The sequence below is a fragment of the Ruegeria sp. BC1 genome (assembly GCF_056539305.1).
Map to the genome: position 1 here is coordinate 117266 of NZ_JBQFUT010000009.1, position 22871 is coordinate 140136.

The 22871-nt window shown below is 56.0% G+C and carries 24 protein-coding genes and 2 tRNA genes; 24 read left to right on the forward strand and 2 right to left on the reverse strand.

The features are described from left to right. Positions 1-207: 207 nt before the first annotated feature. From ACR0IY_RS18090 to ACR0IY_RS18100, 3 genes are all read left to right on the forward strand, one after another. Positions 208-1227 (forward strand): putative 2-aminoethylphosphonate ABC transporter substrate-binding protein, encoded by a 1020-nt coding sequence (locus tag ACR0IY_RS18090; RefSeq protein ID WP_480675764.1) that lies wholly within the window; start codon positions 208-210, stop codon positions 1225-1227. 117 nt (positions 1228-1344) lie between these two features. After that, positions 1345-2475: a putative 2-aminoethylphosphonate ABC transporter ATP-binding protein gene (locus ACR0IY_RS18095; RefSeq protein WP_480675766.1), complete on the forward strand. Its 1131-nt coding sequence runs from the start codon at positions 1345-1347 to the stop codon at positions 2473-2475. Then, the gene (locus ACR0IY_RS18100; protein WP_480675768.1) at positions 2472-4493 is read left to right on the forward strand and encodes a putative 2-aminoethylphosphonate ABC transporter permease subunit; all 2022 of its coding nucleotides are present in this window, start codon (positions 2472-2474) and stop codon (positions 4491-4493) included. Before ACR0IY_RS18095 ends, ACR0IY_RS18100 begins: the two co-directional genes overlap by 4 nt. A gap of 32 nt (positions 4494-4525) precedes the next feature. Here ACR0IY_RS18100 and ACR0IY_RS18105 read toward each other — a convergent pair whose 3' ends face one another. After that, a complete protein-coding gene (locus ACR0IY_RS18105) occupies positions 4526-5410 on the reverse strand; it encodes a LysR substrate-binding domain-containing protein (protein WP_480675770.1) in 885 nt (294 codons plus the stop codon). Between the two features lie 119 nt (positions 5411-5529). Between ACR0IY_RS18105 and ACR0IY_RS18110 the strand changes: the two genes are divergently transcribed. The 5 genes from ACR0IY_RS18110 to ACR0IY_RS18130 all read left to right on the forward strand — a co-directional run bounded on the left by ACR0IY_RS18110 (position 5530) and on the right by ACR0IY_RS18130 (position 12784). Beyond that, on the forward strand, positions 5530-6717 hold the full coding sequence (locus ACR0IY_RS18110; protein ID WP_480675772.1) for a 2-aminoethylphosphonate--pyruvate transaminase: 1188 nt from the start codon (positions 5530-5532) through the stop codon (positions 6715-6717). A gap of 20 nt (positions 6718-6737) precedes the next feature. Then, positions 6738-7982 carry a phosphonoacetate hydrolase gene (gene phnA, locus ACR0IY_RS18115; protein ID WP_480675774.1) on the forward strand — a complete coding sequence of 415 codons (1245 nt, stop codon included), beginning with the start codon at positions 6738-6740 and terminating at the stop codon, positions 7980-7982. A gap of 3 nt (positions 7983-7985) precedes the next feature. Further along, positions 7986-9449 carry a phosphonoacetaldehyde dehydrogenase gene (gene phnY, locus ACR0IY_RS18120; protein WP_480675776.1) on the forward strand — a complete coding sequence of 488 codons (1464 nt, stop codon included), beginning with the start codon at positions 7986-7988 and terminating at the stop codon, positions 9447-9449. A gap of 103 nt (positions 9450-9552) precedes the next feature. Continuing rightward, complete coding sequence (gene pbfA, locus ACR0IY_RS18125; RefSeq protein WP_480675778.1) at positions 9553-10905, forward strand: (R)-1-hydroxy-2-aminoethylphosphonate ammonia-lyase; 1353 nt, start codon at positions 9553-9555, stop codon at positions 10903-10905. Positions 10906-11119: 214 nt separating this feature from the next. Then, on the forward strand, positions 11120-12784 hold the full coding sequence (locus ACR0IY_RS18130) for a Na/Pi cotransporter family protein (RefSeq protein ID WP_480675780.1): 1665 nt from the start codon (positions 11120-11122) through the stop codon (positions 12782-12784). A gap of 477 nt (positions 12785-13261) precedes the next feature. Here ACR0IY_RS18130 and ACR0IY_RS18135 read toward each other — a convergent pair. Continuing rightward, positions 13262-13336, reverse strand: a tRNA-Thr gene (locus ACR0IY_RS18135). Positions 13337-13419: 83 nt separating this feature from the next. Between ACR0IY_RS18135 and ACR0IY_RS18140 the strand changes: the two genes are divergently transcribed. From ACR0IY_RS18140 to ACR0IY_RS18215, 16 genes are all read left to right on the forward strand, one after another. Continuing rightward, positions 13420-13575 (forward strand): hypothetical protein, encoded by a 156-nt coding sequence (locus ACR0IY_RS18140; RefSeq protein WP_480675782.1) that lies wholly within the window; start codon positions 13420-13422, stop codon positions 13573-13575. Positions 13576-13581: 6 nt separating this feature from the next. Next, entirely contained in the window at positions 13582-14850 is a 1269-nt protein-coding gene (murA, locus tag ACR0IY_RS18145) for a UDP-N-acetylglucosamine 1-carboxyvinyltransferase (protein ID WP_480675784.1), read from the forward strand. Next, positions 14847-15323 (forward strand): DUF2948 family protein, encoded by a 477-nt coding sequence (locus tag ACR0IY_RS18150; protein WP_480675786.1) that lies wholly within the window; start codon positions 14847-14849, stop codon positions 15321-15323. Before murA ends, ACR0IY_RS18150 begins: the two co-directional genes overlap by 4 nt. Further along, entirely contained in the window at positions 15324-15842 is a 519-nt protein-coding gene (locus ACR0IY_RS18155) for a GNAT family N-acetyltransferase (RefSeq protein WP_480675788.1), read from the forward strand. A 59-nt stretch (positions 15843-15901) separates the two neighbouring features. Further along, entirely contained in the window at positions 15902-17203 is a 1302-nt protein-coding gene (gene hisD / locus ACR0IY_RS18160; RefSeq protein WP_480675789.1) for a histidinol dehydrogenase, read from the forward strand. A gap of 100 nt (positions 17204-17303) precedes the next feature. Next, entirely contained in the window at positions 17304-17783 is a 480-nt protein-coding gene (locus ACR0IY_RS18165) for a UPF0262 family protein (RefSeq protein WP_480675791.1), read from the forward strand. Between the two features lie 3 nt (positions 17784-17786). Beyond that, complete coding sequence (locus ACR0IY_RS18170; protein ID WP_480675793.1) at positions 17787-18239, forward strand: arsenate-mycothiol transferase ArsC; 453 nt, start codon at positions 17787-17789, stop codon at positions 18237-18239. Positions 18240-18247: 8 nt separating this feature from the next. Further along, positions 18248-18646, forward strand: coding sequence for a ketosteroid isomerase-related protein (locus ACR0IY_RS18175; protein ID WP_480675795.1), 399 nt, complete (start codon positions 18248-18250; stop codon positions 18644-18646). Further along, a complete protein-coding gene (locus tag ACR0IY_RS18180; protein ID WP_480675797.1) occupies positions 18639-19232 on the forward strand; it encodes a GNAT family N-acetyltransferase in 594 nt (197 codons plus the stop codon). Before ACR0IY_RS18175 ends, ACR0IY_RS18180 begins: the two co-directional genes overlap by 8 nt. A 64-nt stretch (positions 19233-19296) precedes the next feature. Further along, entirely contained in the window at positions 19297-19566 is a 270-nt protein-coding gene (locus ACR0IY_RS18185) for a DUF4242 domain-containing protein (protein ID WP_480675799.1), read from the forward strand. Positions 19567-19633: 67 nt separating this feature from the next. Continuing rightward, positions 19634-20509, forward strand: a complete 876-nt coding sequence (locus tag ACR0IY_RS18190; protein WP_480675801.1) for a carbon-nitrogen hydrolase family protein — start codon at positions 19634-19636, stop codon at positions 20507-20509. A 91-nt stretch (positions 20510-20600) separates the two neighbouring features. Then, positions 20601-20819: a translation initiation factor IF-1 gene (infA, locus tag ACR0IY_RS18195; RefSeq protein ID WP_005978431.1), complete on the forward strand. Its 219-nt coding sequence runs from the start codon at positions 20601-20603 to the stop codon at positions 20817-20819. Between the two features lie 11 nt (positions 20820-20830). Then, positions 20831-21409, forward strand: coding sequence for a Maf family protein (locus ACR0IY_RS18200; RefSeq protein WP_480675803.1), 579 nt, complete (start codon positions 20831-20833; stop codon positions 21407-21409). After that, positions 21406-22428, forward strand: a complete 1023-nt coding sequence (locus tag ACR0IY_RS18205; RefSeq protein ID WP_480675805.1) for a ribonuclease E/G — start codon at positions 21406-21408, stop codon at positions 22426-22428. Before ACR0IY_RS18200 ends, ACR0IY_RS18205 begins: the two co-directional genes overlap by 4 nt. Further along, positions 22425-22607, forward strand: coding sequence for a DNA gyrase inhibitor YacG (locus ACR0IY_RS18210; RefSeq protein ID WP_480675807.1), 183 nt, complete (start codon positions 22425-22427; stop codon positions 22605-22607). The genes ACR0IY_RS18205 and ACR0IY_RS18210 overlap by 4 nt, the downstream gene beginning before the upstream one ends. Positions 22608-22686: 79 nt before the next feature. Further along, a tRNA-Phe gene (locus tag ACR0IY_RS18215) sits at positions 22687-22761 on the forward strand. The last annotated feature ends 110 nt before the right edge of the window (positions 22762-22871 follow it).

Below are 22871 nucleotides of genomic sequence, written 5' to 3' on the forward strand. Positions count from 1 at the left end.
GTAGAAGACCAGCCGCTGCGATACCAAGATCTATCGTAATTGCTCTACGGCAAACGGCGATCTTATCTATAGGGCAAACTTATAATGTTGAAGATATAATCGATTTTTCTTGAAGATTTTATCTGTCAAACTGTCGTTACTATTCTGAATGATAACGCCGCACGAGAATGGCGAACCTGTCTGAGTAATCACCAACAGAGGATGACAATGAGACATACAACATCACTTCTAACCGCTCTCGCGATCGGCGCACTGACTGCAACGGCAGCGGCATCAGAGACAGAATTGACTGTATATACCGCAGTCGAGGCCGAAGACCTGGCTCGATATGCCGAGACGTTCAACCAAAGCAACCCTGATATCAAAATTAACTGGGTTCGTGACTCGACCGGGATCATTACCGCCAAATTGCTGGCGGAGCGGGACAACCCTCAAGCAGACGTCGTCTGGGGGCTGGCGGCCACTTCGCTGCTTCTGCTGAAGTCGGAAGGCATGCTGGAACCCTACGCGCCGGTTGGCGTTGAAGAACTTGATGTTAAGTTTGTTGACGGTGACAATCCTCCGGCCTGGGTCGGCATGGATGCTTGGGTTGCGTCGGTTTGCTACAATACTGTCGAGGCCGAAAAGGCAGGGCTGACGCCACCAACGTCATGGAAGGACCTTACTGATCCGATGTATAAGGATCAGGTGATCATGCCAAACCCGAACTCATCTGGTACTGGTTTCCTTGATGTTTCTAGCTGGCTGCAGATGTTTGGTGAAGATGGCGGCTGGGAATACATGGATGCGCTGCACGAAAACATCGCGCGATATACCCATTCCGGTTCGAAGCCCTGCAAACTGGCGGCTGCGGGCGAAATCCCGATCGGTATCTCGTTTGCTTTCCGCGGTGCCAAATCCAAAGCGGACGGCGCCCCACTTGAAATCATAGTTCCGTCCGAAGGCGTCGGCTGGGACATGGAGGCAACCGCAATTGTTGCCGGCACAGGGAATCTGGAAGCTGCTCAAAAACTGGTTGATTTCACGGTCACTAAGGAAGCCAACGAGATGTACAACAGCGGTTATGCAGTTGTGGCCTATCCCGGCATCGCAAAGCCGGTCGAGCACTTCCCAGAGGGCCTTCTGGATGCCATGATTGACAATGATTTTGAGTTTGCCGCCAACAATCGCGCGGCGATCCTGAAGGAATGGCAGTCTCGCTATGACGGAAAGTCGGAAGCGAAGTAGTCCCATTAGCAGGAGGGGCGATCATGCCTCTCCTGCACACCACACTCTTGTTCCCCAAAATACAACCTACTCACCCGGTTCAGACCGGCCAGGTACGGCCGTGCCCGAGGTGCAGATATGAGGACCTCTCCCGTGCTTCAGAAAACGCCACCCGGTGAACTGTATCTCAGTATCCAAAACCTGTGGAAAGCCTTCGGCAGCTTTCTTGCACTCAAGGATATTTCGCTGGAAATCAACGAAGGCGAGTTTGTCTGCTTTCTGGGCCCGTCAGGCTGTGGAAAAACAACTCTGCTGCGTGCCATTGCAGGCTTGGACCTGCAAACCAAGGGTACGGTCATGCAGGACGGCATGGACGTGTCCAACCTACCCCCGTCCGAGCGTGATTTCGGGATCGTATTCCAGTCCTATGCGCTATTTCCTAACCTCACGATTGAGAAGAACATTGCTTTTGGCTTGGAAAACTCGGGCCGCAGCAAGTCTGAAATTGCGGTCCGTGTGAACGAGTTGCTGCATCTCGTTGGCCTTCCCGATCAGGGTAAGAAATACCCGGCGCAATTGTCGGGTGGGCAGCAGCAAAGGATTGCACTGGCGCGCGCGATTGCGACCAAGCCCGGACTATTGCTGCTGGACGAACCTCTATCGGCGCTGGATGCCAAGGTCCGTGTCCATTTGCGGCACGAAATCAAGGAATTGCAACGCAAGCTGGGCGTGACGACCGTGATGGTGACCCACGACCAGGAAGAGGCGTTGGCCATGGCAGATCGTATCGTGGTCATGAATCACGGTGTCATTGAGCAGGTGGGTTCTCCCACAGAAATCTACCGGGAACCGGCCAACCTGTTTGTGGCCGATTTTATTGGTGAAATGAATCAGATTCAGTCTCAGGTTACAAAGGGCGGACGGTTGAGTGTGGGTGAAAAGACCTTTGCTTGCCTGGGCCATCAGTTCAACGATGGAACTCCGGTTGTCGCGGCAATCAGGCCGGAAGATGTAATTCCCCATGAAGCTGGGTATCTGGATACAGGTGGCAACCGGAACTGCATCGAAGTTACTCTTGATGAGATGGAGTTCCTAGGCTCGTTCTGGCGTTGCCGTCTAAGCAACGAGCGGTTCGGATCATCAGAACTGATTGCTGATTTCTCGATCAATGCTGTGCGCCGTCTTGAACTGGAAGAGGGACGCAGCATGGTGATTGAGCTTCCTGAAAACCGTCTGATGGCGTTTGATGTTCCGGAGACCGAGGCATGAGCACGATTTCCACAAATACTGGCACCTTGCCCCCCGGACCGGATATCAAGCCCAAGCTCAGCCGTGACGATTTACTGATGCGTGGCAGCATGATGGTCATCGTGCTCTACCTGATCGTGACTCTAGCGCTGCCGCTTTACACAATGCTCTCCAAGTCGTTTTCCACTTATAGGGTGGAGCTGTCGCAATACGAGTTTCAGGTCAGCGACGAGGCAGGCATTTTCGACGGTACGGTTCTGACAGGCGATGCGCTGAACCGGCAGACCGAGGTATTCACCGATACCGATCTTGTTACCGGTTCGGACGGGCGCTTGCCTGTGACAGGTTTGTTCCCGGATTTCAGTTTCCGCAGCCCGGTCATGTACCAGATCCGCAACACAAGCGACACCGGGCGCTTTCTGGTCGGCTCAACTCTGCAGGACGGTACCGACTGGATCGAGCTTGATTCCAACACCTTCCGCCGGGTTCAGTTGCGGCCCGTTCAATCTCGGGGCCTGGACAACTTTGTAAGCTACTTCTCGACACCTGCGCTGTTTAATTCGATCAAGAACTCGCTTTGGATATCAGTTGTCAGTACCATCGTTACAGTTACGCTGGCCTTTTGGTTTGCCTATGCGCTCAATCGCAGTTGTATGCGGTTCAAAGGTGTCTTTCGCCTGATCGCGATGGCACCGATCCTTGTCCCCTCGCTCTTGCCGGGTATCGCTTTGGTATACCTGTTTGGCAATCAGGGCATGATCAAGGAACTGTTGTTCGGTGCAAGTATCTATGGACCGATCGGCATTGTGATCGGATCAGTGTTTTTCACCTTCCCGCACGCCTTCCTGATTATTTCAACGGCGCTCGCAATCTCGGATGCGCGGCTGTACGAGGCTGCGGCAAGTTTGCGGTCAACCCCATGGCGCACGTTCTGGACGGTCACGGTTCCGGGTGCACGCTATGGCCTGATTTCAGCCGCCTTTGTGGTGTTCAACCTGGTGATTACGGATTTTGGGTTGCCCAAAGTCATCGGTGGCCAATTCAACGTGCTTGCGGTGGACATCTACAAACAGGTTATCGGCCAGCAGAACTTTGAGATGGGCGCGGTTGTGTCAGTGGTTCTGGTGATCCCGGCAATCCTGGCCTTTGCCATTGACCGTATGGTTCAGTCCAAACAGGTTGCGCTGCTGTCCGCACGGTCGGTGCCGTACCAGGCAACCCCAAACCCAAAAGCAGACCGGCTGTTCCTGATTTATTGCAGCCTGATCGGCCTGTTCATCGTCGGCCTTTTAGCGGTGTGCCAATTTGCGGCGCTGATCAAGTTTTGGCCCTATGACCTGAGCCTGAGCCTGCGGAATTATCAGTTCGACAAGATGGATGGCGGTGGATGGGGATCGTATTTCAATTCGATCCGGTTGGCCTTGCTGACCGCAGTGATTGGCACCACCGTTGTGTTCTTCGGTGCCTATCTAGTTGAAAAATCGCAAGGGTTCCGCACCGGAAGGTCGATCTTTCAGATGTTCGCGATGTTGCCGATGGCAATTCCTGGTATGGTGCTGGGGCTGTCCTACATCTTCTTCTTCAACAACCCTTCAAACCCCTTGAACGGCATCTACGGCACCATGGCAATACTGGTGATCTGTACAGTAACGCATTTTTACACTGTATCGCACCTGACGGCGGTGACCGCGCTGAAACAAATGGACCGCGAGTTCGAGTCAGTTTCGGCCTCGCTCAAACAGCCGACGATGAAGCTGTTTGCGCGTGTAACGGTTCCAGTTTGCCTGCCAGCAGTTTTGGACATATCCATTTATCTGTTCGTCAATGCAATGACGACTGTGTCAGCGGTCGTATTCCTCTACTCGCCTAAAACGACGCTCGCGTCTATCGCAGTGCTGAACATGGATGATGCCGGGGATATTGCACCAGCTGCGGCGATGGGCATGATGATCTTCTACACCAATGCTGCGGCCCGGATCATTCACCTGATTGCGTCTAAAGGGATATTAAAACGCACTCAGGCCTGGCGCAGTCGCTGACGGCCACTCCTGCTGATACTAAACCCCGCCAATCAATCGTTGGCGGGGTTTTCTTCTAAGGTACGTTGCGCAAACTCTGTGAAGGCGCGGATGATCTTCACTTCGCGCCTCTGAGACAGCGATATAATACTCTCGCCCATCTGCAGATTGATGCCTTTAAGTTTGATTTGCCGGAGACGGTCATCATGACCATATTCCGCCTGCGAGACAAAACCGATACCTGCGCCCGAGGCCACAAGCTCCCGTATCGCTTCGCGCCCCTCAGCTACAATCGCGGGTTTCAACGTTATCCCCTGTTTTTTGGCCTCGTCTTCAAGTTTCTGACGCGTTTTTGATCCCGTCTCGCGGAAAATTAACGGTAGATTTGACAGTTCTTCCAGGGACAGTGTCGGCTTCGACGCCAAAAGAACACCCTGTGCGGCAAAGGCCACGATCTCGGTGGAGCCAAGACTTAAGACATCCATATCCTTGCCGGGAGACAGGCTGCCCACAACACCAATTTCTGCGTTATAAGCCCTGAGCTCTTCCAGAATCTCTTCGCTATTTCCTGAGCGTACGGTGATCGTGACATTCGGATTTTTCTTTTGAAAGGGCCCCAGAAAGGCTGTCATGTGGTGCGCGGAGTCGGCGATGATGCGCAACTCTCCATCGACCACGGCTTTAGTCTCGGATAGGTAATCCTCGATCTGACCTTCGATCTCGAAGTATTGCTTCGTGTATCGGTAAAGCTGCTCACCGTCGGGTGTCAAAGTCACACGTTTGCGCTCGCGTTGGAACAACAACAGATCATGATCCTGTTCCAGCTTTCGCACCTGTTCCGAAATTGCCGGCTGCGTCAGAAAAAGAGCCTCTGCAGCACGCGAAAACCCGCCATGCTTGGCTACAAAATGAAAGGCTTTTAGCTGGCTGTGCCGCATAGCAGTACTCCAAATTCAGATCATAGGCTGTGCTTATAATTAGATTGATATTTGCAATTTCACATATAGAAACATTTGCTGCAATTGTGTTCTTGAAAATACCTTTCTGGAGCTTGGTTATGACGCCTTCCAATCCCAAAATCGAACAACCGCGCCTCGGTGAACCTTACCTTTTGACACCCGGTCCTTTGACGACATCCTATGCCGTAAAAGAAGCCATGCTAAAGGATTGGGGCAGTTGGGATGACGATTTTCGCGCCATGACGCAAGAGGTGCGGACTAGCCTGCTGGCGCTATTGGGTGAAGGCGCCGATGATTTTGACTGCGTCCCGATGCAGGGCAGTGGTTCGTTTTCGGTCGAAGCGATGCTTGCGTCCTTCATTCCGCGCGATGGCAAAGCGCTGGTGCTGGCGAACGGAGCGTATGGCCAGCGCTCGGCCCAAACGCTGGTGTATCTGGGACGCGACCATTTGGTGCTGGACAAGGGTGATTACCTACCCCCCCGGGGCAGCGAAGTGGCTGAGATCCTGGCTAAAGATCCTGAGATTACCCATGTAGTAGCGATCCATTGCGAAACCTCCTCGGGCATTCTGAACCCCGTCGAAGAGATTTCCGAGGCGACCTATGCCGCTGGGCGTAAGCTTCTGATTGACTCGATGTCAGCTTTCGGTGCGATCGAGTTAAAACCAAGCGAGGTCAGGTATGAGGCGATGGTGTCCTCGGCCAACAAATGTATCGAAGGTGTGCCAGGATTCGGTTTCATCGTCGCCCGCAAGTCCGAACTTGAGGCGGCTGAGGGCAACAGCCATTCGTTGTCGCTGGATGTTCATGCGCAATGGGCGCATATGAACAAGACCGGCCAGTGGCGGTTCACCCCTCCGACCCATGTGGTGGCGGCCTTCATCGAAGCACTCAGGGCGCACTCCGCCGAAGGGGGCGTTCCGGGTCGCGGCGGCCGGTACACCCGCAACCGCGATGTCATGGTCGCCGGAATGCGCGAGCTTGGCTTTGAGACTTTGCTGGACAATCGCTGGCTTAGCCCAATTATCGTCACCTTTTTCTGCCCGGCGGACGAGAATTTCGTATTCGATCAGTTCTACACCCTTATGAAATCCAAGGGTTTCATCATCTACCCAGGCAAGCTGACGGTGGTCGACAGTTTTCGCGTCGGATGTATCGGTCAAATGGACGAACACGTCATGCGCAAAGTTGTAAACGCAGCAAAAGAATCACTCGAAGAGATGGGTGTCACAAGCGCTGCACCCCCCCTCCGGGCATTGGAAGAACGCGCCAAACTGGCAGCTTAAATATCAAGGAACATAATAAGATGACCATCCAAACACCTGTTGAAGCAAACGAACGCGTCTATCCGACTCCAAAAGTGCCCGCAATCGCCATCTGCCTTGATGGGTGCGAGCCGGAATACCTGGAAGTCGCAATAGCCAAGGGTCTGATGCCCAACCTTAAGCAGATGCGCGAGACCGGTACCGACCGGTTGGCCCATTCTGTGATCCCCTCCTTCACCAACCCCAACAACCTGTCGATTGCCACCGGCCGGCCGCCTATCGTGCATGGTATCTGCGGTAACTATTTGATCGACCCCGACAGTGGCGAAGAGGTTATGATGAACGACGTGCGGTTCCTCCGCGCGCCGACCATTTTCTCGCAATTCTACGATGCTGGTTTCCGCGTCGCCATGGTTACCGCCAAGGACAAGCTGCGCGCCTTGCTCGGTGCTGGGTTAAAATTTGACGAAGGTCGAGCCGTTGCCTTTTCTTCGGAACGCTCGGGCGAGACGACTTTAGCCGAACACGGGATCGACAATGCAAGCAATTGGCTGGGCATGGACGTCCCTGAGGTCTATTCAGCCGAATTGTCTGAGTTTGTATTTGCCGCTGGCGTCAAGCTGCTGAAAGAGTTCAAGCCCGACGTGATGTATCTGTCCACCACCGACTATATTCAGCACAAGTTTGCGCCTGAACAGCAAGGAGCACTTGATTTTTACGCCATGTTCGACCGCTATTTGGGCGAACTTGACGAGCTGGGTGCCGCCATCGTTGTGACCGCCGATCATGGCATGAAGCCAAAGCACCTGGCTGATGGGTCGCCCGCCGTCATCTACGCACAGGATTTGATGGACGAATGGCTTGGTAAGGACGCAGCGCGCGTCATCCTGCCGATTACCGATCCGTACGTGGTGCATCACGGTGCGTTGGGTTCGTTCGCAACGGCCTATCTGCCCGAAGGTGCAGATCAGAACGACATCATTGTAAAACTCAGGGCAACCGAAGGTATAACCCATGTGCTGACCAAGGCCGAGGCCATTGAGCAATTCGAACTGCCGGGCGACCGGATTGGCGATCTTGTGATGGTTTCTGGTGAGAACATCTGCATTGGCACATCCGAGCACCGACACGATCTGGCGGCCCTGAAAGAACCGCTGCGCAGCCATGGCGGTTTGACCGAACAAGAGGTTCCGTTCATCGTGAACCGTGTCATCGACCTGCCGAACCAGCCGGTTTTACGCAACTTCGACGCCTTTTTTTACGCAACCACAGCGGCGGCACAGTAAGTCATGAAAGATCAAACCATGTCGAACATCGAAATACGAAACGAAGGGATGCGCATCGGTGGTGAAGTTGTCTTCACTGACGAAACCGTTCCAGTGCTCTATCCCTACACCAATGAGGTGGTGGGCCAGGTCCCGGCCGGAACCGCTGAACATGCACGCAAGGCTTTCGAGATTGCTGCGAACTACAAGCCGAAACTTACCCGGTATGAACGCAGTCAGATCCTGCAGCGCGCGGGAGAACTGATCGGAGAAAAGCGTGAGTATCTGGCTAAGTGGCTGACGCTGGAACTTGGCATTTGCCATCAGCACGCAATCTATGAAACCAAACGCGCGCAGGACGTCTATCAGTTCGCCGCCGCCGAAGCGCTGAAAGACGACGGCGAGATATTTTCGTGCGATCTGACCCACAACGGCAAAGCCCGCAAGATTTTCACGACGCGAGAACCTGTAAACGCGATCAGTGCGATTACGCCGTTCAACCATCCGCTGAACATGGTCAGCCATAAAATTGCTCCATCTATTGCGACCAATAACTGCATGGTCTGTAAACCGACGGAACTGACCCCGCTGACAGCGCTGACTTTAGCTGACATTCTCTATGAAGCGGGGCTGCCACCGGAGATGTTCCAGGTTGTCACCGGCTGGCCCAGTGACATCGGTGATGAAATGATCACCAATGATCACATCGACATCATTACCTTCACTGGCGGTGTACCGGTCGGCAAGATGATTGCCGAAAAGGGTGTCTATAAGCGACAGGCGCTGGAACTCGGCGGCAACGACCCCCTCATTATTCTGAATGATCTCAGCGACGCGGACCTGGACAAGGCGGCAACAATTGCGGTTGCGGGCGCGACCGGCAACTCCGGCCAGCGCTGTACGGCGGTCAAGCGCATTTTGGTGCAGGAAAGTGTGGCGGACAAGTTTGTGCCGCTGGTTCTGGAGAAAGCCAAAAAGATCAAATTCGGCGATCCGCAGGATCCTGAAACTGAACTGGGTTGCGTGATCCATGACAAGGCAGCAGAGGTCTTTGAAAACCGCGTTCTTCAGGCCGAGAAAGAGGGCGCCGAAATCCTTTATCACCCCGGTCGTCAGGGCGCGCTGCTGCCACCCATCGTGGTCGACAAGGTACCTCATGACAGTGAATTGGTCATGGAGGAAACCTTTGGTCCGATCGTCCCCATTGTGCGTGTGCCCGACAATGATGAAGAGGTGATGGCGATTTCAAACTCGACCGAGTTTGGTCTGTCTTCGGGCGTCTGCACCAACGATCTGAACCGCGCGATTTCCTATATCAACGGGTTGAACGTCGGCACCTGCAACATTTGGGAACAGCCCGGCTATCGTATCGAGATGTCTCCGTTTGGCGGCATCAAGGACAGCGGCAACGGCGTCAAAGAAGGCGTCATTGAAGCAATGAAGTTCTTCACCAACGTCAAAACCTATTCACTGCCCTGGCCCGGCTGATATTCCTGCCCTTCCCGTTGGCGGGCGGGGCTTCAAAATTCCTCCCCTACTGGCGGACCTTTCGAGGTCCGCATCTTTTACGAAGCGACAGCGAGGAACGGATATGCCACAGATTGTTCATACTGAAGGGGAATCGAATACTTCGGAAGCCCGCTCTACTTGGCTGAAGAAGTCTGTCGGACCCAAGTCATCGCCACTGCTAAAACGCGATGCGGATGTGTTCCTGCATCAATCCTTGTCCAGCCCCTGCGTAAGCACGATTGCCAAAGCGGAAGGGATCTGGATCGAAGACATGGATGGCCGCCGCTATATGGATTTCCATGGCAACTCGGTGCATCACATCGGCTATGGCCATCCTCGGTTGGTGCAGGCGATCAAGGATCAGTTGGATGACCTGCCTTTTGCCCCGCGCCGCTTTACCAATGACCCAGCGGTGGAACTGGCCGAGAAACTAGTCGCCATCACCCCCGGCGATTTGGGCAAGGTGCTGTTCACCACCGGCGGCTCGGACGCCAATGAAGTCGCTCTCAAGATCGCCCGCGCCGCAACGGGCCGCTTCAAGACGCTCAGCTTCTGGGACGCCTTCCATGGTGCCGGTTTTGGCGCAGCCAGCGTTGGCGGCGAGGCCACATTCCGCAGCCATATTGCCGGTCCATTATTGCCGGGAACCGAGCATGTGGCCCCATACCACCCCACCCGTTGCCCATATGGGCATACAACGCTTGAAGCCAGCGCAGAAGCCTGTGCCAACATGATCGACTATGTACTAGAGCGCGAAGGCGACATCTGTGCCGTAGTGGCAGAGGCGATGCGTGCTGTGCCCATCGTGCCGCCGCCAGGTTTCTGGAAGCGGGTGCGCGATATTTGCGACCGCCATGGCGCGTTGCTGATCCTGGACGAGATTCCGACCGGGCTGGGGAAGACTGGACAAATGTTCTCGTTCCAGCATGACGAGATCGTTCCCGATATTGTCACTATAGGCAAATCGCTGGGAGGAGGTATCCTCCCCATCGCCGCCTGTATCGCCCGCAAGAATCTGGATGTTTGCGGCGATTTTGCCATCGGGCACTACACGCACGAAAAGAACCCTGTCACCGCTCGCGCCGCTTTAACCACGCTGCAGATTATCGAGGATGAGGGATTAGTCGAGCGTGCGTCGGAATTGGGCGAACACGCAATAAGCCGACTTATGGGTGCATTGCAAAACGTTCCCATCGTTGGCGACATCCGGGGCCGTGGCCTTATGTTTGGGATCGAGATTGTCGAGGACCGCGTTACCAAGACACCTGGAAATGCCCGCGCGGAACGGATTTATTATGCCTGTCTCGAAGCGGGGCTGAGCTACAAGATCAGCCAGGGATGCGTTCTTACGTTATCGCCGCCACTGACCATTTCGAAAGGTGAACTAGACCGGGCAATCGATATTGTAGTTGCAGCGATTGAAAACGAGGTCTGATCGGTCGGTCCGCGTACGCCCTGCAAAACTTTAGCGCGGAGGAGCACCTTCCAAACCGATCAAAGCCTGACGCGGATGACACGGCGCGGACGCTCATCGCGAAGTTGATTGAACCCGACGTTTCTGGCGCCGTGGTCAAAAAAGTAAAAGCTAATTGCAGATTGTCGCACAAGAGCTGCGGTGAACTGAGCCTATATTGAAGTCGGAGTGAAGTATGGCGATTGTCACCTTCCTGATCAGCCTGGCCGGGGCCACCATGCTGTTGCTGTACGCGGTCCGCATGGTGCGTACCGGGATAGAACGCAGCTACGGCGCGTCGTTCCAGCGGGTGATGACGCAACAACGCAGTTACCTGCAAGCTTCGCTGGTGGGCGTGGTGATGGCGATGGTGCTGCAAAGCTCGGCGGCGGTAGCTCTGTTAAGCTCGGGTTTTGCTGCCAGCGGATTGCTGAGCTTTCCGGCTGGTCTGGCCATTGTGCTGGGTGGCGATCTGGGCTCGGCACTGATCATTCAAATTCTTTCCTTCAAGCTGGACTGGCTTGTACCGTTACTGCTGGCCATTGGCGGCTATCTGTTTGTCAAGACCGAGGCTAAAAAAGCCCGACAGCTGGGGCGTATCCTGATGGGTGTCGCCTTTATCCTGATCTCGCTCAGGTTCCTGCGCGAAGCGATGGACCCCATTCGCGACAGCGCATTTCTACCCGCCGTAGCCGACTATTTGGCCCGCGACTATATTACCGCCTTCCTTGTCGGAGGTGCGCTGGCCTTTGTCATGCATTCTTCAGTCGCGGCCATCCTTATGTGCGTGACGCTTGTGCAGATAAACGCAATCCCATTTGCCGCCGGTATGTCATTGGTCTTTGGCGCGAATTTCGGCTCAGCCTTCATTCCGGTCTGGCTGACACGGGGGATGCCCATAACCGCCCGGCGTATACCCTATGCCAATCTGGCGCTACGGGGCAGTTGGGCACTGGTGACATTGTTAGCGGCTAACTTTGCCTTGCGGACCGGGCTGTTGGGCGACCCGCAAGGGGGCCAAATGCTGGTAAACGTACATGTTGCATTCAACCTGTCACTTCTGGTTCTTGCTCTTCCGTTTTGCAGACGCGTGGAGGGTTTATTCGAAAGGCTTTTGCCCGACCAGAAGAAAGAAAAGGAATCCCGACCTGCGCGCCCGACCAGCGCACTGGACATGGAGAATGTGGCTAACCCGAGCCAAGCCATGCCGAGCCTCAAGCGTGAACTTCTACGGATGAGTGACTTTCTCGAAACCATGTTCCGACCTGTCCTAGAACTATACCGGAGCGGAGAAAAAGAACAGATCCGCTCGGTTCAGGCTATCGACGAGGACGTAAACAGATGCCTGTCGGATATTCGAGCCTTTGTCGCTGCGATGCCCTCAGAGCTATATGAAAAACAGGATGCAAAAACAGCGCGCGATTTAATGGAATTTGCGATCCGGCTTGAAACTGCAGGGGATGTTGTCGCCAAACGCCTGACAGTATTGGCCAGCGAAATGCGTGCAAATGGATCAAGTTTTTCACAGGAAGGCTGGTCGGAACTGGTTCAGATGCACGAGGGTATTCTGGCCAACATGAAGCTGGCATCGAATGTGCTGATTTCAGACGATCTGGAAAGTGCACGTCTTCTCAGCCTTGAAAAAACTGAGATCAAACGAGTGGAACGGGACAGCCGCAAGCGGCACCTCCGCCGCTTGCAGCACGGAACAACCGAAAGCTTTGAGACCAGCGATATTCATCTGGAAACCTTACGGGCATTCCGTGAGTTCAACAGCCATATCGCCTCCATCGCATACCCGGTGCTCTACCGAAACGGTCAGTTGCTCGAGACACGGCTGATCAACGAAATTATTGACTAACTGGTTGTCTAGTAGGTTTTTTTATTGCGCTGAAACAGCACAACAGTGTTGAAATCACGAAGGCGTTCGGAATCGGGAGCCAGTCTCGATGAGAAAAATCGAAGCAGAAAACGCGAAAGAAGGCCTATCCTAGGTTATGCTTTGCTGTTCTAAGCGTTCACAAGAAGGAGCCGGGCTTGAGAAACTTCCTTTTGGTGTTGACGGGGTATGACTGCGCGAAGCCTGCGGAAAGGCGAGAGATCGTTAAGCTGTTCCGTTCGCTTGGGGTAGGCGTCTTGTGCTTGGTACTTCTCCTCGTTTTCAAGGATCAGTTTCTGTACCTGGCGCAGTACGAGTACTAACAAAGAGGAGCGGCAAGGGATATCTCATTTTTATTCCGGTGGGATTCTTGGTGCTGCCCCGGTGCTGCCCGCCAAAAGCTGAAAATGACTGCGCACTGCCTGCAGTGCGTTAAGATATTGAAAAATTTAAATTAAATGGTGCTGCTGGAGAGAATTGAACTCTCGACCTCTCCCTTACCAAGGGAGTGCTCTACCTCTGAGCTACAGCAGCGCTGTGGGCGGGTGATTAGACTTAAACGAAACGGGGCGCAAGGGTGTCTGGACGGTTTTTTTCACCTCCTGTAGAGAAAGATCATGGCAGACAAAGACACACCCAAAAAACACGGCAGAGCCGGGGATGCGCGCGAAGAGCGGCTGAAGGCTGCGCTTAAGGCGAATATGGCGCGGCGCAAGGCGCAAGCCAAGGCACGGGCCGCATCGGACGACAAAGCCGGCAAGGACGAGGGATAAGAGCAGATGGATTCGATTCTGGTAACGGGCAATGGGCCGCTGAACGGTCAGATACCGATTGCGGGGGCCAAGAACGCGTGTCTGACGCTGATGCCCGCGACCCTGCTGAGCGAAGAACCGCTGACGCTGACCAACGCGCCTCGCCTAAGCGACATCAAGACCATGACTGCTTTGCTGCAATCACTGGGTGCCGAAGTGTCGTCGTTGCAGGATGGTCAGGTGCTGGCGATGTCCAGCCACGACCTGACCAGTCATACGGCGGATTACGAGATTGTGCGCAAGATGCGCGCCTCGAATTTGGTACTTGGTCCGATGCTGGCGCGGATGGGGCAGGCGGTGGTGTCGCTGCCCGGCGGCTGTGCGATTGGTGCCCGTCCGATGGACCTTCATGTCGAAGGGCTTGAGGCGCTGGGCGCGGAGATCGAATTGAAAGACGGTTATCTGCACGCCAAGGCGCAGGGTGGTTTGAAAGGCGCTGTTCATGAAATGCGTTTCGCCTCGGTTGGCGCGACTGAAAACATTGTTATGGCCGCGACGCTGGCCAAAGGAACCACCGTCCTGAAGAACGCTGCGCGCGAGCCCGAGATTGTCGATCTGGTCGAGTGCCTGCGCAAGATGGGGGCGCAAATCTCGGGCGAGGGAACATCGACCATAGAGATTCAGGGCGTTGATCGTCTGCACGGGGCGACGCATCAGGTCGTCACCGACCGGATCGAGCTGGGCACCTATATGCTAGCCCCCGCGATCTGTGGTGGTGAGGCCGAACTGCTGGGCGGAAGGATGTCTCTGGTCGAGTCCTTTGCGGAAAAACTGGACGCGGCAGGCATTTTGGTCGAGGAAACAGACAACGGTCTGAAGGTTGCCCGTAAGAATGGTCGCGTAAGGGCAGTTGACGTGGTGACCGAACCGTTCCCTGGATTTCCAACGGATTTGCAGGCGCAGATGATGGCGTTGATGTGCACAGCCGAAGGGACTTCGGTTCTGGAAGAACGCATTTTCGAGAATCGTTTCATGCACGCTCCCGAACTGGTGCGCATGGGCGCAAACATTGAGGTTCACGGCGGTACTGCCACCGTGACCGGAGTCGAACGCCTGAAAGGTGCGCCGGTGATGGCAACGGATTTGCGGGCTTCGGTGTCGCTGATCCTTGCTGGCATGGCAGCCGAAGGGGAAACTATGGTGAGCCGGGTCTATCATCTGGATCGCGGCTATGAACATGTGGTGCGCAAGCTGGAAGGCGTGGGTGCCAAAATCGAACGGATCAAGGGCCAATGACTGACGCAAGTTTCGATGACGGGCGTGAGGCCCCGCTAAATCTGGGTGCCGAGGATGGCGATGACCTGCAGGTGATCTCGACCTTGACGCAAGACGCCGTTTTTCCGGTGACGGAAATGACCTGGCGCCCGTCGCAGCGTCGCTTTGGGTTGTTGCTGAATCGGTTTCGTTGGGAGGACAAAGACGCCGCCGCACGTCGCGAGCGCCCGTTTGAACGTGTCCAGTCGGTTCTGGTGTTCGATTCGGTTTTGTCCGTGGCCAGCCAGGGGATTGATCGCGGCGAGAAGGATATGATCCTGTCTTTGCTGTCGGTCGATTTCGACGCGGGCGAGGATGGTGCCGGGCAGATCGTGCTGACATTGGCCGGTGACGGTGCGATCCGGCTGAAGGTCGAGGCACTGGATGCCACGCTCAAGGATGTCACCCGACCGTATCTGGCACCTTCGGGGCAGGCACCGAAACACCCGGAATAAATGCGAAACAAGCGTGGTATCTCTCAGGTGTTTTCGCAACCTCAGACGGGTGTAACAGTCCGTCGCGCAACCGTATTTGATGTGTTCGACCTGAGCCGCGTTCTGGTCCGCTCGATAACCATGCTGTGCCGCGCGGACCATCAGGACGATCCCCAAGCCATTGCTGAATGGACCGCAAACAAAGACCCGCAAACGATTCTGGGGTGGATCAACGCCGGTTCACAGCTCTGGCTGGCCGAATATGCGGGCCAGGTGGCTGCTGTGGGCGCGGTGCGCGATGATGAGGTGACGCTGCTGTATATCGACCCGGATCATACCGGTAATGGTATCGGCGCGGCGGTGTTGCACCGGTTGGAGCAGGAAATGATCGACGCGGGGTACACCGAGGCGCGGCTTGAGGCGACCAAAACGGCGCAGGCGTTTTACCGCAAGCACGGGTGGCTAGCGACTGGGCAGTGTTCCGACCGGCAGGGTCTGTCTTGTTTGGCGATGCGCAAATCGCTGCACGCCAAAGACTGAGGGTTGAGGCCAACCCATCCCAGCGATATGTCCCAATAAACGCCCCGGAGTGCCAGATCATGCCCGTTTTCCTAGATACCGCATCGCCAGAATTTGAGACTGCCTTTCAGACCCTTTTGTCAGCCAAGCGCGAGGACAGTCCGGATGTGGATGCGGTCGTGGCCCAGATTATCGGCGACGTACGCGCGCGCGGCGATGCTGCCTTGATCGAGTTGACCGCGAAACTTGACCGGCTCGAGCTAACACCGGAAACGCTGGCGTTTTCGCCGGATGAGATCGAGGCGGCAATTGAACAGGTCGCGGAAGACGACCGCGCCGCGCTGGAACTGGCCGCGGATCGCATCAGGGCTTACCACGAAAAACAGATGCCCGAGGATCATGAATGGACCGATGAGGCCGGGGCCACATTGGGTTGGCGCTGGTCTGCGGTTTCGGCGGCGGGTCTATATGTGCCGGGCGGGATCGCGTCTTATCCATCTTCGGTGCTGATGAATGCCATCCCAGCCAAGGTCGCCGGGGTCGAACGGTTGGCCATCGCCGTGCCGACACCCGATGGGCAGGTGAACCCGTTGGTCCTGTTGTCCGCAAAACTGGCAGGGGTGGATACCATCTATCGTGTCGGTGGTGCGCAGGCGATTGCCGCGCTGGCGTACGGAACTGAAACCATCGCCCCGGTGGACAAGATCACGGGTCCAGGCAACGCTTTCGTTGCTGCGGCGAAACGTCGGGTGTTTGGTAAGGTTGGGATCGACATGATCGCTGGTCCTTCGGAAATTCTGGTAATCGCCGACAAGGACAATGACCCCGATTGGATCGCGCTCGACCTGCTCAGCCAGGCGGAGCATGACGAAAGCGCACAATCGATCCTGATCACCGATGACGCGGCGTTCGGGCGGGCGGTGTCTCAAGCTGTCGACAAGCGTCTGGAAACCCTGCAGCGCAGCGCAATTGCCGGGGCTAGTTGGCGGGATTTCGGAGCTGTGATCACTGTGCGCGATCTGGACGAAGCCGCTGCTCTGTCGAACCGTGTCGCTCCTGAACATCTTGAGCTATGCGTGGCCGATCCCGCGACTCTCAGCCACAAGACAGTCCATGCAGGTGCGATCTTTCTGGGGCAATACACACCCGAAGCCATTGGCGATTATGTCGGCGGTCCCAATCACGTGCTGCCTACAGCGCGGTCTGCGAGGTTCTCTTCCGGGCTTAGCGTTATGGAGTTTCTCAAGCGCACCACAATCAGCCAGATGACCCCCCAGGCGTTGCGGGCCATTGGTCCGGCCGCTGAAAAACTGGCCATGTCCGAAAGCCTTGAGGCGCACGGGCTGTCGGTAACGGCGCGTCTGGATCGGTTGAACGGCTGATTTTACGCGAAGGCGCACAGGATCCGTCGTTTCTGTGCGTTGCCCATTGAAATGCGTTGTTATAGGTCTGTCCTGACCTGAACGACTGTGACCGAAAAAGATGACTCGCATTTCGCATATCGAACTGGACGACCGAAACCTGCCACCGCCGACCCCGGAGATCGAGCAGGAGCGCAAGGTCGCCATCTATGATCTGCTGGAAGACAACAGCTTTACCCTGCCGCCGCGGGACGGTCGCGTTGCGCCGGATGGGCCGTATCACTTACAGCTATCGATCCGCGATAAACGCTTGGTTTTTGAAATCGCCACCGAGGCCGAAGAGAAGGCGGCCGAGTTTCACCTGTCTCTGGGCCCGTTCCGGCAGGTCGTCAAAGACTATTTCCAGATCTGCGAAAGCTACTTCGACGCAGTAAAGTCGCTGCCGCCCAGTCGGATCGAAACCATCGACATGGCCCGGCGTGGCATCCACAACGAAGGCAGTCGGGTGTTGCAGGAACGGTTGGAGGGAAAGGCGGATATCGATACCGACACTGCGCGCCGCCTGTTCACGCTGATTTGCGTGCTGCATTTCGGGGGCTGACGAGTGACGCCTCTGCCGCAGTCGGTCCTGTTTTGTTGCGACCACAACTCGGTCCGGTCTCCGATGGCCGAAGGCATCATGAAGAAGTTTTATGGCACTGGCACTTATGTCCAGTCCGCCGGTGTCCACAATGACCTTGAGATTGACGGCTTTTGCATTGCCGTCTGTCAGGAAATCGGGGTTGAGCTGTCGCGCCACCGCTCGCGGTCGTTTGAAGAGATGCAGGAATGGGGCGACGACCTCAGTTCGTTCGATTTGATCGTGGCCTTGTCGCCCGCCAGTCAGAGGCTGGCGCTGGAGCTGACCCGGATTTATCATCTGGATGTCGATTATTGGCCGATAATGGACCCTACTGGGTTAGGCGAAACCCGACAGGATAAGCTAACTCATTACCGACAGACCCGCGATCAGATCGTCAAGCATCTGAAGGATCGCTGGGGCGAGCCAACAGAGTGACCATGAACATGAATCAGACCGTAAAAACCTATTTCGATGCTTTCAACGCCGGGGATGTGGACGGTATGCTGTCCTGCTTGTCGGATGATGTGGCCCATCATGTTAACGAGGGTCAGATTCGCGTTGGCAAAGAGAAATTCGCCGCCTTCTGCGCCCATATGAACCGCTGCTATCGCGAGAACCTGACCGACATCGTGATGTTCGAAGCCGAGGGCGGCACCCGCGCCGCCGCCGAATTCATTGTCAACGGAACCTATCTGAAAACCGACGAAGGCCTGCCCGAAGCCCACGGCCAGACCTACCGTCTGCCCGCCGGTTCCTTCTTTGATTTGAAAGACGGAAAAATCACCCGCGTCACCACCTTCTACAACCTCGCAGACTGGACCAAACAGGTTTCAAATGGCTGAGGTCACCGCCGTCCGCCCCCTGACCGGAGCGGCGCTGGAGGGCGAGCTGGACGATGTCGCGCGTTTGCGGATTGAAGTGTTCCGGGCCTGGCCGTACCTCTATGACGGCGATCTGGAATATGAGCGGAAATACCTGCAATCCTATCGCGACAGCTACAAGGCGATCGTGGTTGGGGCCTTTGATGGCGGACGTCTTGTTGGTGCCTCGACCGGAGCGCCTCTGACCGATCACGCAGACGATTTTGCAGCGGCCTTTGAGGGCACAGGGTTGGACCTGTCGCAAATCTTCTACTGCGCCGAATCCGTCCTGCTACCTGGGTACCGGGGGCAGGGCGTAGGTCATAAATTCTTTAACCTGCGCGAAGCCCATGCCCGTAGTCTCGGCTTTTCCAAATGCGCCTTCTGCGGCGTGCAGCGCCCGCTGGATCACCCAATGCGCCCCGACAATTTCCGCCCGATGGATGCGTTCTGGCGTGCGCGGGGATACGAGCCGCTGGTCGGGGTGGTCGCGAAATTCTCGTGGAAGGATATTGGCGAGGAGAGTGAAACGCTGAAGCCGTTGCAGTTCTGGATCAGAGACCTCTGACAGGAGGTTAAAGATAATTTCTCGAAAATGTGTTAATGTGGGGCTTTCTGTGGGGGGAGGTGCCATGAAACGCTATGTAATAGAACGCAATCTGCCCGGTGTTGGTTCAATGTCCGGAGACGAACTCGGCGGCGCATCGGCAAAATCCAACGATGCGCTGGAGCAAGTAGCGGGGGTTCAATGGCAGCATTCCTACGTGGCTGGGGACAAAACATTTTGCGTCTATCTGGCAGAAAATGAAGACGCGATACAGAAACATGCGGAACTAAGCGGTTTCCCAGCCAACAAGGTGACTGAAATAGTGACCATTATCGATCCGACGACAGCAAGGTAAAAGAGGCTGTACACTGGCATATGGCCCTGATTAAGGTCTCGCGAATTTGACCGTATGGGATGGTGCCATGAAAGTTGCAACCGCCGCCTATAACCTCGACTGGCTCGACAGCTGGGCGCAGTATGAAGACAAGTTGAACCGATGGGTCTCGGAGGCCGCAGAGCAGGGGGCCGAGTTGCTGGTTTTCCCCGAATACGGCGCGATGGAGTTGTCGACTTTGGGCGGGGCTGGTGTGGCTGGTGATCTGGAACGCTCCATCCGGGCCGTTTCTGACCGGATGGAGGCGGTACAGAGCCTGCATCAACGCCTAGCGAAAGAGCACAACACCTATATTCTGGGCGCATCGGCCCCAGTTGAAGACGGGTCGGGACGCCCCGTGAATCGGGCCGCGTTTTATGCACCGGACGGTACGCAGGACCATCAGGACAAACAGATCATGACCCGGTTCGAACGCGAAGTCTGGAACATTGCCTCCGGCGGCCCGCTGAAACTGTTCGACACCGCGTTGGGCAAGATCGGGGTGTTGATCTGCTATGATAGTGAATTTCCCCTTCTTGGTCGCGCATTGCGAGAGGCTGACTTGATCCTTGTCCCGTCCTGCACCGAGGCTCTGTCTGGGTATTGGCGTGTCCGCATCGGCGCGATGTCCCGAGCCCTTGAAAATCAATGTGTTACGGTGATGGCGTCTTTGGTTGGAGGCAACGAATGGTCCGAGGCGGTGGATATGAACACCGGCACGGGCGGTGTCTTTGGGCCACCCGACAAAGGGTTCCCGCAAACCGGAGTGTTGGCTGAAGGCACCCTGAACCAGCCCGGTTGGACCTATGCCGAAGTAGACCTCGCGGCCATTGCCAATGTCCGGGCCGACGGCCATGTGCTGAACCGAACCCACTGGGATGAGCAGGACCCCAGAGTGGATTCAGTCACATTATCGCCCCTTTAGGCGATTCCGCCCTTGAAATAGAGCTGAAATGGGCTCATTTAGGCCCACATCCCCGTAGATTCTGCGGGTGCAATGTAATGATGGAGACAACATGGCCAAGGAAGATACGCTCGAATTTCCCGGTGTCGTGAAGGAACTCCTGCCTAATGCGACGTTTCGGGTCGAGCTGGAAAACGGCCATGAGATCATCGCACATACGGCAGGCAAGATGCGCAAGAACCGCATCCGTGTTCTGGCCGGCGACAAGGTTCAGGTCGAGATGACCCCTTATGATCTGACCAAGGGTCGGATCAACTACCGCTTCAAGTAACGCCTGCCGCAATGGCGTTTATCTTAGGATCGGGCAGCCCAAGGCGGCTGGACCTGCTGGCCCAGCTTGGCGTGCAGCCCGATGCCATCTGCGCGCCCGACATTGACGAAACGCCTTTGAAAGGCGAGCTTCCAGTGCCCTACTGCAATCGCATAGCGCGGGCAAAAGTACAGGAAGTTCAATCGGATAGCGGTGATATTACCCTGTGTGCAGACACAACAGTCGCGCTGGGTCGTCGCATTTTGGGCAAGCCCGAAAATGCTGGGCAGGCGGCCGAGTTCCTACATGCCCTGTCCGGTCGTCGTCACCGTGTGATCACTTCGGTCGCTGTGCGCCGTGGCGATCACGTGCTGCAGCGCGATGTCGTTTCTCAGGTCAAGGTCAAGCGCCTGTCAGATGTTGAAATCAACGCCTATTTGGCAACCGGTGACTGGCAGGGCAAAGCAGGTGCCTATGCCATACAAGGTCCGGCTGGCGCATTTATTCCGTGGATTTCGGGCTCTTTCACCGGCATCGTCGGGTTACCCCTGTCTGAAACGGCCGCCCTTTTGCAAGGCATCGGCTATCCCTTGTATCGTGAGGTGTCATGAAGGGTCGTACAATCGTTTTGGACCACATCAACAACCGCGAGGCCGCGGCGTTGATGGTGGACGGCAAGCTGGATGACTTCCTGATTGCGGGTGACGCCCCCGCGCCCGGAACGATCTATCGCGCCCGCGCGGATCGTCCAGTCAAAGGGCAGGGCGGCATGTTTCTGTCTACCCCCGATGGCCCTGCCTTTTTGCGGCAGGTCAAAGGTTTGGCACCTGGTGCCTTGCTGCTGGTTCAGGTGACGGGATACGCCGAACCCGGTAAGGCTCTCCCTGTAACCGATCGCGTCCTGTTCAAAAGCCGTTATGCAATTGTCACGCCTGATGCTCCGGGCCTCAATATCTCGCGTTCAATCCGCGACGAGGATGAGCGTGACCGCCTGCTTGAGATCGCTCATGAGTGCATGGAAGACAGCGATTACGGTCTGATTCTGCGTTCGTGCTGTCAGGGCGAAGATGCGAGTGAAATCGCCGAAGACATTAGCGCCATGCGGGCCCATGCCGATCAGGTTCTGAACGACCCCGGGACCGAGCCCGAGGAGCTGCTCGAAGGCGACGGCCCCCACGTCCTGGCCTGGCGCGACTGGACCGACCCGGCCGAGGTCGTGACACAGGCCGGAGGGTTTGAGACGCAAGGTGTGCTCGACGCGCTGGACGTGGCCCGGGGCATCGCGGAACCGCTGCCGGGCGGAGGTCACCTATACATCCAACCCACACGCGCGCTGGTTGCTGTAGATGTGAACACCGGGACTGATACATCGCTGGCTGCGGGCACCAAGGCAAATTTTGCCGCCGCCAAGTCTTTGGCGCGTGCGCTGCGAGTACGTGGGCTTGGAGGGCAAATCACTGTGGATCTGGCGCCTATGCCCAAGAAAGACCGGCGCGGTTTCGAATCTGCCCTGCGCGCTGCTTTCAAGGCTGACGGTATCGAGACGACTCTGGCCGGATGGACCCCGCTTGGGCACTATGAATTGCAACGCAAACGCGGTCGCATTCCTATGTCGGAGGTGCTGAAATGAGTTGTCCGATCTGCGGTGAAGACACAGTGATCAAATTTCGCCCGTTCTGCTCCAAGCGCTGTGCGGATATCGATTTAGCCAAATGGCTGAACGGTTCATATGCGGTTCCATCGCAGCGCGAAGAAGACGTGGAATCGGAAGTCGCTGAGGGGGAAATGGAGCAATCGCGCCCACATTGAAAAAATGTCAAAAAGCCTCTGGACACTGCCTGTGGCAAGTCATAGAAGGCCTCCACCCAACGATGAACATCGTTCCCGTGCCCGGGTAGCTCAGGGGTAGAGCAGTGGATTGAAAATCCTCGTGTCGGTGGTTCGATTCCGCCCCCGGGCACCATTTCAAGATCCTGCATCACCCGGCACCGCTTTCCAGTTGGTTATGCGTTTGCAACTATGTCTGCCCCGAGAAGAGGAGTGGTATATCTTGGCAAACAGTAATTTGCGCTT